Origin of the sequence: Oceanobacter mangrovi (genome assembly GCF_019740315.1) — a bacterium.
Classification (GTDB): Bacteria; Pseudomonadota; Gammaproteobacteria; order Pseudomonadales; family Oceanobacteraceae; genus Oceanobacter; species Oceanobacter mangrovi.
In genome coordinates, this window is record NZ_JAHXZR010000004.1 from 238,050 (window position 1) to 251,896 (window position 13,847).

The window sequence follows — 13,847 nt, forward strand, 5'->3', positions numbered from 1 at the left end:
GCCTCGTAATCAGCCTGTTTTACTCCTGGCAGCTCCCCCTCAGCTTCTTCAATATGAATTTGCGCTGGCTGGGAAAGTCATCACAAAATTTCATAGAAGTAATTATCAGCCTGGTTTCTGCAAACATCGTCGCAATAGCATTCTGCGTATCTGTCTTATTCTTTCACTAAATTTTTTTGGTGTTGGTGATGAAATATCTATCTGTAATCTTCATGTTGGCTACATTATCAGGTTGTGCATCACAGTCTTCTGTTCGCATGATTTACGGACCCGGGCTGGAGTTATATGTGCCAGTATCAGCACTGGCTGATTCAAAAATTATTGATGCTGACAGTATGGCTCTGATTACTGGCAGTAATAAAAATATATCTGGATATATTTTGACCCGGGAGAAAGAAAAACTTCCGGAGGACTACGACCTGGCCGGGTATCCTGAATGCATTCTCGCTGGAAATGATGAACAGTGCCCTGATAGTGATGAGTTTTCAGAGCTCATCAAGAATACTCGCTGTTATATTGATACCCAATATGGCAAGGATTCTCTGATCGTTAAAAATATTGGAGCTATAAAAGTCTTCAAGGTTGGGGACCTGGATGATTCCTGGTACTGGGTTGTTGCTGAAAAAAATTCATTTGAAATATTGAGCTTGACTACCCGTGGTTTTGATATGGAAGACATCATGAAAATTCTGGAAGGAGATAATAATGCTGACTGAATGCCAGAGGGAATGTTTATAAAAATTGCTTAAATAGACTTTGGTGATTTCCGATCTCAGAGGGGGTTTTCAAGTTCGTTCAGTGCTTCTTAATGTGAATTTTCTCACGCCGAGAAAGTCATCAAAAAACCTCATAAAAGTAATTTTCTGCCTGATTTCTGAAAATATCGTCGCAATAGTATTCTGCGTATCTGCCTTATTCTTTCCTTAAATGTTTTTGGTGTTGGTGATGAAATATCTATTTGTGATCTTTATGTTGGCTACATTATCAGGTTGTGCATCACAGCCTTCTATTCGCATGACTTATGGCGCTGGTCTGGATATATACGTTCCTCTATCTGTCATGAGCGGTGGTGCCATCTTTGACACTGAGGGACTGATGTTGGTTACCTCGGAACGGAATTCAATTTTTGGGTATGTTATGACAGCGGATAATCAGAACTTGCCTGAAGATTTTTCGATGAAAAATTTTCCCGACTGTATTTGCGTGCTAATAAAGAATATTGCCCAGAGGGATCTGGAATATCTAAAATGCTGGATAATACTCAAAATGAAATTGAGTATTTGTATGGGCTCGATTCTTTATCGGTCGATAATTTAATTGATAAAACCATATACAGGGTCGGGCGCAATAATAAATACTGGTTTTGGATTAATTATAAATCTTTTCCTGATCGGGTATTAACTATTAGCTCTGAAGGTTTTTCAATGCAGGGAGTTATCGATATGATAAATGGAGGTTATAATGCTAACGAATTATGAGAAAGACCGATTGTATCAGGTGATCAAGGGAGTAGCGGTAAAGTAATAGGGGTTTTTCATAAATCCCTTGTTTTCATCAGCGATGAATAATTTAAAGGAGATGATAATGAAACACGGAAAAAAAGTAAAGTTTCACCAGTGGATATCGCAAGATCAGAGAAAATAACAAAGTCAAAGTTGTCGGATAAAGACAAAGCAAAAAAAGAACGCTTTATTGAGGTCTGATATGTCATTAAAAGTATTCGCAATAGAGTCATTTAAACAAAGTATGACCAAGGAATGTTTCGATTCGATAATCCATGACTTCAAATCTTACAAATCAACGGGAGTACGACCGGATCAGTTTGGAAGAGATACATCATATGACTTTTCTCAATCCGTTGCTGATGCCGGGTTACGACACAAACATGTTAAAGATAAGTCATCCATAAACTGGCACTTGAAGAGGCTTGACTATGATCGAGCTTCAAACACAGCTCTGATATATTGCGAAGGCTTCTTCAATCCAAATGAGTATCTTCTTTTAGGTTTCTTAAGAAATGCTCATGAAACTTACAACGAAAATCGATTTTATTTGCTGGATTTGGCAGCAGTCGCTGAAGAATTCAGAGAATTATACTGAGGTAATGACATGAAGATACAATTGCAATGGAAATCAGGAACTCCGACTGAGCCGGGTATGTATTTCATTGCCAATAAACTTGGTGAACTGGCTGGAGAGTTTGAGTTCGCCCGGTGGAGTGGCTCCGAGTGGTTGTGTGACCACCCAATCAATCCAATTGGCTATGTCAGTCTTGAAACACTGAAAAACAACCTTTCAATTCAATGGCCTGAAGAATACTCCGGAGAACTTGCGGCAAAGACTAGAGGAACAACAGGATATAGTTGGGGAGAAGTCTAAGTATGTTTTGCGATTGACTTCGTGGGATGAGTCCATTTATCGGAGGCTTTCAACATACTGGGCAGAACAATTTCAACCAAGTATTCTTGTTGGCAGAACCGCTTTGGATCTTGGTTGGTTTGCGGAGCTGGCGATGAGTAGCCTCGACTGCGTTCGTGATGTTTTGTGCAAGAACGTTGTGAATCTGAATATATGCAATTGATTCATTTTTTGAGATTTATATCTAAAAATGGGCTCGCTGCAAAGCTGAAAGCAAAGGACTGGTCTGGTTTTGCTAAAGGTTACAACGGTCCGGGGTATTCAAAAAATAAATATGATGTTCGAATTGGGCGGGCTTATGATGCATATAAAAAATATAGATTAAATTTTTCATTTATACTGGTTGTCTGCATTTTCTTTACGGGATGTGCTAACTCTCAAAGTAGGATTTTGACTTTTGATATGCAGAGTCAGTATGAGGAAATTCCATCATTAAGATCTCCTGTAGGAAAGTGGGTAACTGATTTGCAGTATCCGATTTTTAAGTCGGCGGATGGACGAAGCACTGAAGGCGCAAATATAAGTGTTTTGAATCATATAGAATCATACAAATGTGTAGATGGTGGGGATTTGACTTATTCCGCATCAAATATTCGTTTTGATGGTAAATACTACGTCTATGACTACGAAGTGATGTGGATGTGTTCTACTATGCCATCGCCAGACTATGATTCTGGTGTATTTAAACCCGACTTCCGTTAAACAATTTGGATCAGCTCGGAGTCGTGCTATTTGGGATCCCCCTTCTCCTGTGCGAGACTCCAAAATTAGGGATGCCCTCTATTCTGTCGCTGGGATGGCTGGACTGGTGCTTGATACACACCAGTCCTGCGTAACGGTATTAACCAATCCCTGCCTGCTTTTCCTCTTCCCGCAAGGTCAGCACTTCATAACCATCAGCCGTCACCGCAATGGTATGTTCCCACTGAGCTGACAGCTTTTTATCCCGGGTAATCACGGTCCAGCCGTCTTTCATATGCTTCAGCTTATGGGTGCCCTGGTTAATCATCGGCTCAATGGTGAAGGTCATGCCTTCTTCCAGTGTCATGCCGGTGCCAGGACGGCCGTAATGAGAAACCTGTGGTTCCTCGTGCATCTCGCGGCCGATGCCATGGCCACAATAGTCACGCACCACGCTGTAGCCAGCGCCTTCCGCGACCTTCTGCACGGCAAAACCAACGTCCCCCAGTGTCGCACCGGGTTTGACGGTACGAATACCGGCCCACATGGCGTCGTAGGTGGTTTCAACCAGACGGCGCGCCAGTGGCGTAATCTGGCCGATGCTGTACATCTTGCTGGAGTCGGCAATAAAGCCGTTTTTTTCCAGCGTGATATCGCAGTTGATGATGTCGCCATTGCGCAGAATTTCACTGGCTTTCGGCATGCCATGACAAACTACATGGTTGATGGATGTATTGAGGCAGTAGGGGAAATCGTACTGGCCCCGGCTGGCCGGACGGGCGTTCAGTTGCTGCTCGATAAATTCTTCAACCCGCAGGTTGATATCCATGGTGCTGATACCGGCAACCACGTAGTCATCCAGCATCGCAAACACTTGCGCCAGCAGGCGCCCGGATTCCCGCATCAGTTCGATTTCTTCCGGAGTCTTGATCACAACCACATCGCTCATCTCAGCAGGCCTCCTGTTGCTGGGCTGCTTCTGTTTTTAGCGTCGCCAGAGGCAGCTCTTCTGAAGTCAGCAGCTTGCGGGTCAACTGGGCATAAGTGAGGTCCGGATAGAACTCCGCCAACATACCGACCTTGATCCAGAACTCCGCCTGGGCATTGATGGAACGGGCCATCACAGTACTGGCTTCACGGATTTCCTCGTGCAGCTGTTCAGAAATTTTGACAATGCCCATACGAATGGCTCCGGTGATATAAAACATATATGAATTGTATATCAGAATGGACTCGCAGATTGTGTCGGCAAGGAAGACAGTGCGTTGTGACTGGCGCTTGTCGTGATTGTCATAGGTGGACATCCGGGAAGCATTGTTCCGGTGAGTGGTCATGTGCCCCCAGACTAAAAGGGAGTAGCATTTATCAAAATGTTTCAATATGGGCCAAGTGTTTAAATGGAAAACGAATTACTCCGCCAATCGCTCAACTCCCTCCAACAAGCTGCTGAACAGTACCAACAGGACGGTGGTGGCCAGGCCCGCGACTACTGCGTCCAGCGTTTTGAAAGTGCCTTTGATCGTGCTACCGGCGTTTTGACTCAGCTGCTGGGCGAAGACTTTCCTCAGCAAATTGAGCTTGGAGTTGCCAGTGGTTTACTGCTGAATGGCTGGAAGCAATGGAATCGTTATCGTCAGGCCCGTCGTTTGGCATGTGAAAAAGAACTGCCGGCCGAATGGGACATCAAGGCCGAGATGATTATCGCCAACGTCCCCGGGTTTTTAACCGATGCGCGGTATTTGCTGAAACAGACTGCGGAACCCATGCAGCCTCAGCTGGCGACGGCATAAGCGCCAGCACAATCGGCTACCACGCAGAGCGTGGGAGCCAGACATGGTTTAGAAGTGTTTTGGAAACTGGCTAGTAGGATGTATTAGCGGAACGCGTAATACGTCAATTGGTTTGATGTAATACGCCTTTGGCTATTACATCCTACGTGGTTGCAGTAATTAGGAGTGGATTTTAATAAATAAAAACCAGATAAAAAAGCTGATCAGATTGGTGATGAAGAAGGGCGTAAAAAACCAGCTTGTTAGCGTTTTTTTCAATACGTCAACAGAATCTGGTGCTGTGCCCGCTAAAGAAAAGCTGGGTTCATCCGGTGAATAATATACCGGCACTTTGGCTTTTATATGGTAATTTTGATCAACATCCCGCTGGCTCAGCTTTGCTGGAGAAATCTTGCCGGTATGCAGTCTCCCTTTAACACTGTATGAGTATGTGATCAAACCTTCGTTTGGATAGTGAGATATGATATTGGGTTGTGGGCGAAATTCACTGTAGGTAATGGTGCCCTCCGCAGTGTATTTCCCTGAAGCCGCGAGGCTGAAGATTTTGTACTTTCTATAAGACAATGATCCGAAAACCAATAATATGAACGTGTTGCAGGCCAGTCCGAAAAAGCTGGTAATGTAATCAAGAGTTAGCTGAATCATTGGTTCCCTCCGCTGATTCTCTCATATCTCGTATGTCGATAGATTTGCTCTCGTTCCCGTGCTCCGCTTGGTAGCCCGGTGGTTGTCGTCGTAGGATGTATTAGCGGAACGCGTAATACATCAGCCACAACGATGTAATACGCCTCTGGCTATTACATCCTACCTCTGTAAAGAGCGTCGGACGTCCGACTTCAGACGTCCGACAAGCCAAAAGCTTACCCCAGCTCTTCCAGCTTCTGCTTCAGTACTTCCATCACCACTTGCGGGTTTACACCGGCAGCGGCTTTACGGGTCAGACCGATAAATGGCCCCATGGCCTTGCCGCGTTTTTCAACCGGGGTGGCCAGGTAGCCTTCCACCAGTTTCGGGTTGTTGGCCAGTACTTCGGCAACGATGGCTTCAATGGCGCCGGTATCGGACACCTGTTTCAGGCCCATGCTGTCGACCAGTGCGTCGACTTTTTCTACCGAGCTGTCGGCTTTGCCTGCTTCACCCAAAGCAACCAGGGCGTTGAAGACTTCCTTGGCGCCACCGTTGTTAAGGGTGCTGTCCTTGATCAACAACAGGATGCGGCCCAGCTGTTCGGCGCTGACCGGCAGTTGGCCGATGCTGATTTCGAGGCGGTTCAGGGTGGCGGATACGTCGCCCTGAACCCAGTTGGCGGCCAGCTTGTAGTCGTTGACCAGTTTGGCGGCGGTTTCGAAGTAGTGGGCCAGTTCGCGATCGGCGGCCAGCACGGCGGCGTCGGTGGCAGACAGGCCGTGATCCTTGACGAAACGGTGACGCTTGGCGTCTGGCAGTTCCGGCAGGGTTTCACGTACGGCTTCGATGTAGTTGTCTTCGATCAGGATCGGCAACAGGTCCGGGCAAGGGAAATAACGGTAGTCGTTGGCGACTTCCTTGGAGCGCATGCCGCGGGTTTCGTTTTTGTCGGCGTCGTACAGGCGGGTTTCCTGCAGGATGCGGCCGCCGTCTTCCAGAATGTCCATCTGGCGGGCGATTTCAGCTTCGATCGCCCGTTCGACGTTACGGAAGGAGTTAACGTTCTTGATTTCGGTACGGGTACCGAATTCTTGCTGACCCTTCGGACGCAGCGAGACGTTGCAGTCACAACGCATGGAGCCTTGTGACAGGTCGCCGTCACAAATGCCGAGGTAGGTGACGATGCTGTGCATCTTGCGGAAGTAGGCCGCGGCTTCCTTGGCAGAACGCATTTCCGGTTCGGAAACGATTTCGATCAGCGGGGTACCGGCACGGTTGAGGTCGATGCCGGACATGCCTTCAAAACCTTCGTGTACGGATTTCCCGGCGTCTTCTTCCAGGTGCGCACGGGTAACATTGATGCGTTTGGTTTCGCCGTTGTCCAGCTCAATGTCGATGTGGCCGATGCCGACAATCGGGTGGTGCAGCTGGGTGGTCTGATAGCCTTTTGGCAAATCCGGGTAGAAGTAGTTTTTGCGGTCGAAGACGGACTTCTTGCCGATTTCGGCGTCAATGGCGAGGCCGAATTTCACTGCCATGCGCAGGGCTTCTTCATTGAATACCGGCAGCACGCCTGGCAGGCCCAGGTCTACCGCGCAGGCCTGGGTGTTGGCGTCGGCGCCGTATTGGGTTGAAGCACCGGAAAAAATCTTGGATTTGGTGGCCAGCTGAGCGTGGATCTCAAGGCCAATAACAACTTCCCATTCCATTATGGCGCTCCTTATACCAGACCCGCTGGCGTTTTCAGGTGCCAGTCGGTCGCTTGTTGGAATTGATGACCCAGGTTCAGCAGGCGGCTTTCGTTGAAGTAGTTGCCGATCAGCTGCAGACCCACTGGCAGACCGTTGATCTGGCCGCAAGGAATCGACATGCCAGGCAAGCCTGCCAGGTTGAGGGCGATGGTGAAGATGTCTTCGAGGTACATGGCAACCGGGTCAGAGGTTTTTTCACCAGCCTTGAAAGCCGGGCTCGGCGCGGTTGGGCCCATGATGACGTCGACGTCCTTGAAAGCTGCAACAAAGTCGTTTTTCACCAGGCGGCGTACTTGCTGGGCCTGTTTGTAGTAGGCGTCATAGAAACCGGCTGACAAGGTGTAGGCACCAACCATGATGCGGCGCTTCACTTCTTCACCAAAACCTTCACCGCGGGAGCGTTTGTAGAGGTCGTTGATGTCTTTTGGATCTTCGCAACGGTGACCGAAGCGCACGCCGTCCATCCGGGACAGGTTGGCTGAACACTCGGCAGGGGCGATGACGTAGTAGGACGGAATCGCCAGATGGGTGTTAGGCAGGCTGATTTCCTTTACCTTGGCGCCCATCTTTTCGTATTCGGCAACGGCATCACGAATCTGCTGCTGCATTTCGGCGCTGAGGTCGTCGCGGAAGTATTCCTTTGGCAGACCAATGGTCAGGCCTTCAACCGAATCATTGAGGTTGGCGGTGTAGTCCGGTACCGCCTGATCCACACAGGTGGAGTCTTTCGGGTCGAAGCTGGCCATCACGTTGAGCATCATGGCGGCGTCTTCGGAGCTGCGGGCAATGGCGCCGCCCTGATCCAGTGACGAGGCGTAGGCGATCATGCCCCAGCGGGAAACCCGGCCGTAGGTTGGTTTGATGCCGGTGACGCCACAGAAAGAAGCGGGCTGGCGAATCGAGCCGCCGGTATCGGTGGCGGTGGCACCCGGTACCAGACGGGCGGCAACGGCAGCGGCGGAACCACCGGAAGAGCCGCCCGGCACACAGTCATGGTTCCACGGGTTTTTCACCGGGCCAAAGAAGGAATTTTCGTTGGAAGAGCCCATGGCGAACTCGTCCATGTTGAGCTTGCCCAGCGATACCGCACCGGCGTTGTTGAAGTTACTCACCACGGTGGCGTCGTAAGGGGCAACAAAGTTGCTGAGCATTTTTGAGCCGCAGGTGGTCAGCACGCCATTGGTACAGAAAACGTCCTTGTGAGCCATTGGCACGCCGGTCCAGACACTGGCATTACCAGCGGCACGGTTTTCATCAGCGGCTTTGGCCTGCGCCAGCGCCTGTTCGGCGGTGACGGTAATAAAGGCGTTGTAGGTGCTGTCTTGTTGGGCGATGCGGTCCAGCAGGTGCTGGGTAATCTCGACGCTGGAATATTCGCCGGCGGCAAGATCGCGGGAGATCTGGGCGATGGTCTTGTTGTGCATGGAAGTCTTTTCCTTTGAACGTCGGCGGGCGCTGAAGGCGCTGCCGGGTTCCTGAAACATGTCTGCTTGTGAGCGTCTGGTGTGGCCGCTTGGTAAATGATTCGACTATTTTTACAGTATTCGGGAACTATGGCGGATACTGTCTTACCAATACGCTCGATTAATCACCTTCAATCGCAATTATTCGACCACACGTGGCACTAAATAGTAGCCCTGGTCGGTAGCAGGGGCGATTTGCTGGAAATGCTCGCGCTGGTTGTCTTCGGTTACCAGGTCGGCACGCAGTCGTTGCACAGCATCCAGCGGGTGGGCCATAGGCTCGACGCCATCAGTATTGGCGGCTGCCAGCTGATTAACCAGATCCAGGATACTACTGAGGTTCTTCTGGTAGTCGGCGATTTGCGAATCGTCGATTTGCAGGCGGCACAATTCGGCAATGTTCCTTACCTGATCTTGATCCAGAGCCATGCTGGTTCTCCAGTGTTTGTCTGAGTTGGAAATACGGTGGAAAGTGCCGGAGCCTAGCACAAATGCGCCTTGCCCTAAATCCCTGCCATTGCTAGAGTTAGCGCAATTTTTTGCGCCAGTTACAGACAGGATACGGCAGAATGTTCAAAGCACTTCGAGGCATGTTCTCCAGCGATTTATCCATCGACCTGGGAACCGCGAATACCCTGGTTTATATGCGTGATAAGGGTATTGTTTTAAATGAGCCGTCGGTGGTTGCCATTCGCCTTCAAGGTCATCAGAAAAGCGTTGCCGCTGTGGGCATGGAGGCCAAGCGGATGCTGGGCCGGACCCCGGCCAACATCCAGGCCATCCGGCCGATGAAAGACGGTGTGATCGCCGACTTTGAAGTAACCGAAAAGATGCTGCAGTACTTTATCAAGCGAGTACACGAAAGCAGCTTCCTGCCACCGAGCCCTCGTGTGGTGGTGTGTGTGCCTTACCAGGCCACCAAGGTTGAGCGTCGCGCCATTCGTGATGCAGTAATCGCCGCCGGGGCCAGCAAGGCTTACCTGATTCATGAACCTATGGCAGCTGCCATTGGTGCTGGCCTGCCAGTGGACGAAGCCCGTGGTTCGATGGTGGTCGACATCGGTGGTGGTACCACTGAAATCGCCATTATTTCCCTCAGTGGCGTAGTTTACGCAGAGTCCATCAAGATTGGTGGTGACCGTTTCGATGAAGCCATTGTGGCTTATGTTCGTCGTCACTACGGCAGCCTGATTGGTGAAGCAACGGCGGAACGTATCAAGCAGGAAATTGGTACTGCTTATCCGGGTGCTGAAGTTCGTGAAATCGACGTGCGTGGCCGTAACCTCGCCGAAGGTATTCCACGCAGCTTCACGCTGAACTCCAATGAAATTCTCGAAGCCCTGCAGGAATCACTGGCGGCTATCGTTCAGGCCGTGAAGAGTGCGCTGGAGCAATCGCCACCAGAGCTGGCTTCCGACGTTGCCGAGCGCGGCATGGTGCTGACCGGTGGTGGTGCACTGCTGCGTGATCTCGACAAGCTGCTGAGTGAAGAAACCGGTTTGCCGGTGCTGGTTGCTGATGATCCGCTGACCTGTGTGGCGCGTGGTGGCGGTCGTTTCCTCGAAACTGCATCCGAGCAGGCGCTGGAAGTATTGGCCCAGGAATAATCGCCGGGTTTGATCGTCTGACCCCACGTTACTGACGTGGGGTTTTCTTTTTGTACTACATAGCCTTTCGATCGGGAGTTGGGTTATCAAACCGCAATTTCAGATGCCTGCCTATCAGGGCCAGCGAACCCTGCTTGTATGCTTGCTGGCTCTGGCCCTGATGTGGGCTGACCAGAACTACTCCATTGTTCAGACGCTACGCTTTGCGGCGGGATATGTGTTGTATCCGGCCCAGCAGGCAGCGCTGATCCCTTCCTCTATTGCTGGCTGGTTCTCGGAATTGGGTACCGCCCGGCAGGATCTGCTGGATGAAAACCGGCAGTTGTCTGCACGTAACCTGGTGCTCGAACTCAAAGCCCAGCGGCTGGCGTCGCTGGAAGCGGAAAATGCCGAGTTGCGGGAGTTGCTGAGTGCTTCCGAGCAGGTGGACGACAAGGTACTGGTAACCACCGTAGTTGCCATTGACCCGGACCCGTTCAGCCAGCAGGTGCTGATCAACAAGGGCAGTGAAAACGGCGTATTTATTGGCCAGCCGGTGCTGGATGCCTATGGCCTGCTGGGTCAGGTCGTGGATGTGCTGCCGTTTTCTTCCAAGGTGATGATGATTGCCGACTCCAACCACGCCATCCCGGTGCAGATTAACCGTAACGGCGTACGTGCGATTGCTACCGGTACTGGTGCGCTTGATCAGCTGGAGCTGATTTATGTGCCCAACACCGCTGATATCAAGGAAGGCGACCTGCTGGTGAGTTCTGGTCTCGGTGGCCGTTATCCGCGTGGTTATCCGGTTGCTGTGGTCGACAGGGTTGAACATCAGGCGGGCCAGATGTTCGCCAGCGTGACCGCCAGGCCCAGTGCTCATCTGGATCGCAGCCGGTTGTTGCTGCTGGTATTCAGTCAGGGAGCGGGCAAGGTGCCGTCGAAAGACCTCTGGAAAGGGGCACGCTGATGTCGATCCAGTCATTGATTATTGGTTTGCTGGCGCTGTTCTTCGGCTTTGTGCTGGAACACTTGCCTATGCCGGATCTGATCGGCTGGTTCCAGCCGCTGTGGGTACTGGTGGTGGTGACCCTGCTGGTGTTCCAGGCACCAAGAACTTTCGGTTTGTGGCTGGCGGTTCCCGCCGGGCTGATGCTGGATGCCGAACACGCGACTCTGATGGGCACCCATGTGTTCACCATGGCAATTCATATTTTTCTGGTGCAGCTGTTTTTCCGCCGTATGGAAGTTTTTAACCTGTTTCAGCAAATGGGCGTGGTGCTGGTGTTGGCGTTATTGCACCAGCTGCTACGCTTCTGGCTGGCGCAGGTGTTGTTTGATTACCCCCATCCGATTGATATCTGGGGCCCGGCGCTCAGCTCTGTGTTTGTCTGGCCGTGGGTGTTTGCCCTGCTACGGCTGACGGTATTGAGGACGCACACATGATGGTTCTGGCTTCGGCATCACCACGGCGGCGTGAGTTATTGCAGCAGATCGGGGTTCCGCACCGGATCCAGCCTGCCGATATTGATGAAACGCCACTGGCTGCTGAAGCACCACTCGATTACGTCGTACGCATGGCCTTGACCAAGGCCAGGGTCGTGGCGGCGGAAGTCACTGATACTGCGGTACTGGCGTCGGATACCAGTGTGATTATTGATGGTCGAATTCTCGGCAAGCCGGAAAATCCGGATCATCATCGCCAGATGCTGCAACATTTGTCGGGTAATACCCAGCAGGTATTAACGGCGGTGGCACTGGTTTCTGCGGCTGGAGAAAGCCACTGTGTGGTCTGCACGGATGTGACCTTTCGCCAACTGGATGACGCCCTGATAGAACGGTACCTTGCTACCGGAGAAGGAAATGACAAGGCCGGTGGTTACGGCATACAGGGAAAAGGAGCGGTTTTGGTGGCTGCGATTCACGGCAGCTACAGTAACGTTGTCGGCCTGCCATTGGCCGAAACTGCTGCCTTGTTGGAACAGCACGGAATTTCGTACTGGCAGTCCGACTCTCAGGTCTGATACGACCCGCCAACCACCGGATCCAGGATCGAATTGCATCTGAGGGAATTCGCAGTGAATGCTGAAATATTGATGAACGTGACGCCGACCGAAACCCGCGTAGCGGTGGTTGAAAACGGCGTGCTGCAGGAAATTATCATCGAGCGTACCAACCATCGTGGTCTGGTAGGCAACATTTACAAGGGCAAGGTGGTGCGGGTGCTGCCCGGCATGCAGGCCGCCTTTGTCGATATTGGTCTGGAGCGGGCGGCGTTTATCCACGCCGCCGAGCTGGGCCATCCCGATTCCCAAACCCCGATTAACCAGCTGCTGCACGAAGGCCAGGCACTGGTGGTGCAGGTGACCAAAGATCCGATTGGCACCAAGGGTGCACGTCTGACCACCCAGCTCACCATTCCATCCCGCTATCTGGTGTACATGCCAGGCGCCGACCATGTTGGCGTGTCCCAGCGTATTGACGACGACAGCGAACGCGACCGCCTCAAGCAGGTGGTGCAGAACTGCATGGAAGCCGAAGGGCTGACCGGTGAAGCCGGTTTTATTCTGCGCACCGCCGCCGATGGTGTCGGCGAAGAAGAAATTCTCGCTGATACCCGTTATCTGCGTCGGCTCTGGCGCAAGCTGGAAGAGCGCATCAAGGATTTCACCCCGCCGTCAGTGATCTACGCCGAGCTGCCATTGTTCCTGCGTACCCTGCGTGACTATGCCCGCCCGGAAGTCGACAAGGTGCTGATCGATTCGCGCGAAACCTTCGACCGGGTGCTGCAGTTCTCCCAGCAGTACGTGCCAGAAGTGGAAGAGCGGTTGGCCTACTACCATGGTCCACGGCCTATCTTTGAACTCTACAGTGTTGAAGACGAAATCCAGCGGGCACTGGAGCGCAAGGTGCCGCTGAAAAGCGGTGGTTACCTGGTGATCGACCAGACCGAAGCCATGACCACCATCGACGTGAATACCGGTGGTTTTGTTGGCCGTCGCAATCTCGAAGAAACCATCTTCAAGACCAATCTGGAAGCGGCGACCGCGATTGGCCGCCAGCTGCGGTTGCGTAATCTGGGTGGCATCATCATTCTCGACTTTATCGACATGATGGACCCGGAGCACCAGCGTCAGGTACTGCGGATGCTGGAAAAGATTCTCGAGAAAGACCACGCCAAAACCAAGATCAGTGGTGTATCCGAGTTGGGTCTGGTGGAAATGACCCGCAAGCGTACCCGCGAAAGCCTCGAACAGATGCTGATGGAACCCTGCAAAGCCTGTGGTGGCCGTGGTTCGGTGAAAACGGCGGAAACCGTCTGTTATGAAATTTTCCGTGAAATCCTGCGTGAAGAACGCGCTTATGGTGCGGGCACCTATCTGGTACTGGCCAGCCAGCCGGTGGTGGATCGACTGCAGGATGAAGACAGCAATGGACTGGCAGATCTGGAGGCATTTATCGGTAAAACGATTAAACTACAGGTCGAAAGTCTTTATGCACAAGACTATTACGACATTATCTTGCAATAGG

At 51.5% G+C, this 13,847-nt stretch carries 17 protein-coding genes; 11 read left to right on the forward strand and 6 right to left on the reverse strand.

Annotated elements, in window-relative coordinates; genetic code table 11:
* The first annotated feature begins 188 nt into the window (after positions 1-188).
* The 5 genes from K6123_RS10690 (at position 189) to K6123_RS10710 (ending at position 3,120) form a co-directional block, all read left to right on the forward strand.
* Positions 189-716: a hypothetical protein gene (locus K6123_RS10690; protein WP_221797509.1), complete on the forward strand. Its 528-nt coding sequence runs from the start codon at positions 189-191 to the stop codon at positions 714-716.
* A gap of 531 nt (positions 717-1,247) precedes the next feature.
* Positions 1,248-1,478 (forward strand): hypothetical protein, encoded by a 231-nt coding sequence (locus K6123_RS10695; RefSeq protein WP_221797510.1) that lies wholly within the window; start codon positions 1,248-1,250, stop codon positions 1,476-1,478.
* A gap of 226 nt (positions 1,479-1,704) precedes the next feature.
* Positions 1,705-2,100: a type II toxin-antitoxin system YafO family toxin gene (locus tag K6123_RS10700; protein WP_221797512.1), complete on the forward strand. Its 396-nt coding sequence runs from the start codon at positions 1,705-1,707 to the stop codon at positions 2,098-2,100.
* A 9-nt stretch (positions 2,101-2,109) separates the two neighbouring features.
* Positions 2,110-2,379 carry a hypothetical protein gene (locus K6123_RS10705; protein ID WP_221797514.1) on the forward strand — a complete coding sequence of 90 codons (270 nt, stop codon included), beginning with the start codon at positions 2,110-2,112 and terminating at the stop codon, positions 2,377-2,379.
* Positions 2,380-2,544: 165 nt separating this feature from the next.
* Positions 2,545-3,120, forward strand: a complete 576-nt coding sequence (locus K6123_RS10710; RefSeq protein ID WP_221797516.1) for an N-acetylmuramidase domain-containing protein — start codon at positions 2,545-2,547, stop codon at positions 3,118-3,120.
* 139 nt (positions 3,121-3,259) lie between these two features.
* On the opposite strand, the gene map is transcribed toward K6123_RS10710, so the two are convergent.
* Both map and K6123_RS10720 read right to left on the reverse strand, forming a co-directional pair.
* Entirely contained in the window at positions 3,260-4,048 is a 789-nt protein-coding gene (gene map, locus K6123_RS10715) for a type I methionyl aminopeptidase (protein ID WP_221797518.1), read from the reverse strand.
* Between the two features lies 1 nt (position 4,049).
* Entirely contained in the window at positions 4,050-4,280 is a 231-nt protein-coding gene (locus K6123_RS10720; protein ID WP_221797520.1) for a ParD-like family protein, read from the reverse strand.
* 216 nt (positions 4,281-4,496) lie between these two features.
* Between K6123_RS10720 and K6123_RS10725 the strand changes: the two genes are divergently transcribed.
* The gene (locus K6123_RS10725) at positions 4,497-4,889 is read left to right on the forward strand and encodes a hypothetical protein (RefSeq protein WP_221797522.1); all 393 of its coding nucleotides are present in this window, start codon (positions 4,497-4,499) and stop codon (positions 4,887-4,889) included.
* A 159-nt stretch (positions 4,890-5,048) separates the two neighbouring features.
* On the opposite strand, the gene K6123_RS10730 is transcribed toward K6123_RS10725, so the two are convergent.
* The 4 genes from K6123_RS10730 to gatC form a co-directional block, all read right to left on the reverse strand.
* A complete protein-coding gene (locus K6123_RS10730; RefSeq protein WP_221797524.1) occupies positions 5,049-5,534 on the reverse strand; it encodes a DUF3592 domain-containing protein in 486 nt (161 codons plus the stop codon).
* 215 nt (positions 5,535-5,749) lie between these two features.
* The gene (gene gatB / locus K6123_RS10735) at positions 5,750-7,225 is read right to left on the reverse strand and encodes an Asp-tRNA(Asn)/Glu-tRNA(Gln) amidotransferase subunit GatB (RefSeq protein WP_221797526.1); all 1,476 of its coding nucleotides are present in this window, start codon (positions 7,223-7,225) and stop codon (positions 5,750-5,752) included.
* An 11-nt stretch (positions 7,226-7,236) separates the two neighbouring features.
* Positions 7,237-8,691, reverse strand: a complete 1,455-nt coding sequence (gene gatA / locus K6123_RS10740; RefSeq protein ID WP_221797528.1) for an Asp-tRNA(Asn)/Glu-tRNA(Gln) amidotransferase subunit GatA — start codon at positions 8,689-8,691, stop codon at positions 7,237-7,239.
* A 180-nt stretch (positions 8,692-8,871) separates the two neighbouring features.
* Complete coding sequence (gatC, locus tag K6123_RS10745; RefSeq protein ID WP_221797529.1) at positions 8,872-9,159, reverse strand: Asp-tRNA(Asn)/Glu-tRNA(Gln) amidotransferase subunit GatC; 288 nt, start codon at positions 9,157-9,159, stop codon at positions 8,872-8,874.
* Positions 9,160-9,299: 140 nt separating this feature from the next.
* On the opposite strand from gatC, the gene K6123_RS10750 reads away from it, so the two are divergent.
* The 5 genes from K6123_RS10750 to rng all read left to right on the forward strand — a co-directional run bounded on the left by K6123_RS10750 (position 9,300) and on the right by rng (position 13,846).
* The gene (locus K6123_RS10750; protein ID WP_221797531.1) at positions 9,300-10,337 is read left to right on the forward strand and encodes a rod shape-determining protein; all 1,038 of its coding nucleotides are present in this window, start codon (positions 9,300-9,302) and stop codon (positions 10,335-10,337) included.
* Between the two features lie 103 nt (positions 10,338-10,440).
* Positions 10,441-11,286 (forward strand): rod shape-determining protein MreC, encoded by an 846-nt coding sequence (gene mreC, locus K6123_RS10755; RefSeq protein WP_221797533.1) that lies wholly within the window; start codon positions 10,441-10,443, stop codon positions 11,284-11,286.
* Positions 11,286-11,762, forward strand: coding sequence for a rod shape-determining protein MreD (gene mreD, locus K6123_RS10760; protein ID WP_221797535.1), 477 nt, complete (start codon positions 11,286-11,288; stop codon positions 11,760-11,762). Before mreC ends, mreD begins: the two co-directional genes overlap by 1 nt.
* On the forward strand, positions 11,759-12,340 hold the full coding sequence (locus K6123_RS10765; RefSeq protein ID WP_221797537.1) for a Maf family protein: 582 nt from the start codon (positions 11,759-11,761) through the stop codon (positions 12,338-12,340). The genes mreD and K6123_RS10765 overlap by 4 nt, the downstream gene beginning before the upstream one ends.
* 54 nt (positions 12,341-12,394) lie before the next feature.
* Positions 12,395-13,846 (forward strand): ribonuclease G, encoded by a 1,452-nt coding sequence (gene rng / locus K6123_RS10770; RefSeq protein WP_221797539.1) that lies wholly within the window; start codon positions 12,395-12,397, stop codon positions 13,844-13,846.
* The last annotated feature ends 1 nt before the right edge of the window (position 13,847 follow it).

Bases quoted from the DNA above. Each gene is read 5' to 3' on its own strand.
- K6123_RS10690 (WP_221797509.1), top strand. From the start codon at position 189: ATGAAATATCTATCTGTAATCTTCATGTTGGCTACATTATCAGGTTGT.
- K6123_RS10695 (WP_221797510.1), top strand. From the start codon at position 1,248: ATGCTGGATAATACTCAAAATGAAATTGAGTATTTGTATGGGCTCGAT.
- K6123_RS10700 (WP_221797512.1), top strand. From the start codon at position 1,705: ATGTCATTAAAAGTATTCGCAATAGAGTCATTTAAACAAAGTATGACC.
- K6123_RS10705 (WP_221797514.1), top strand. From the start codon at position 2,110: ATGAAGATACAATTGCAATGGAAATCAGGAACTCCGACTGAGCCGGGT.
- map (WP_221797518.1), bottom strand. From the start codon at position 4,048: ATGAGCGATGTGGTTGTGATCAAGACTCCGGAAGAAATCGAACTGATG.
- K6123_RS10720 (WP_221797520.1), bottom strand. From the start codon at position 4,280: ATGGGCATTGTCAAAATTTCTGAACAGCTGCACGAGGAAATCCGTGAA.
- K6123_RS10725 (WP_221797522.1), top strand. From the start codon at position 4,497: ATGGAAAACGAATTACTCCGCCAATCGCTCAACTCCCTCCAACAAGCT.
- K6123_RS10730 (WP_221797524.1), bottom strand. From the start codon at position 5,534: ATGATTCAGCTAACTCTTGATTACATTACCAGCTTTTTCGGACTGGCC.
- gatB (WP_221797526.1), bottom strand. From the start codon at position 7,225: ATGGAATGGGAAGTTGTTATTGGCCTTGAGATCCACGCTCAGCTGGCC.
- gatA (WP_221797528.1), bottom strand. From the start codon at position 8,691: ATGCACAACAAGACCATCGCCCAGATCTCCCGCGATCTTGCCGCCGGC.
- gatC (WP_221797529.1), bottom strand. From the start codon at position 9,159: ATGGCTCTGGATCAAGATCAGGTAAGGAACATTGCCGAATTGTGCCGC.
- K6123_RS10750 (WP_221797531.1), top strand. From the start codon at position 9,300: ATGTTCAAAGCACTTCGAGGCATGTTCTCCAGCGATTTATCCATCGAC.
- mreC (WP_221797533.1), top strand. From the start codon at position 10,441: ATGCCTGCCTATCAGGGCCAGCGAACCCTGCTTGTATGCTTGCTGGCT.
- mreD (WP_221797535.1), top strand. From the start codon at position 11,286: ATGTCGATCCAGTCATTGATTATTGGTTTGCTGGCGCTGTTCTTCGGC.
- K6123_RS10765 (WP_221797537.1), top strand. From the start codon at position 11,759: ATGATGGTTCTGGCTTCGGCATCACCACGGCGGCGTGAGTTATTGCAG.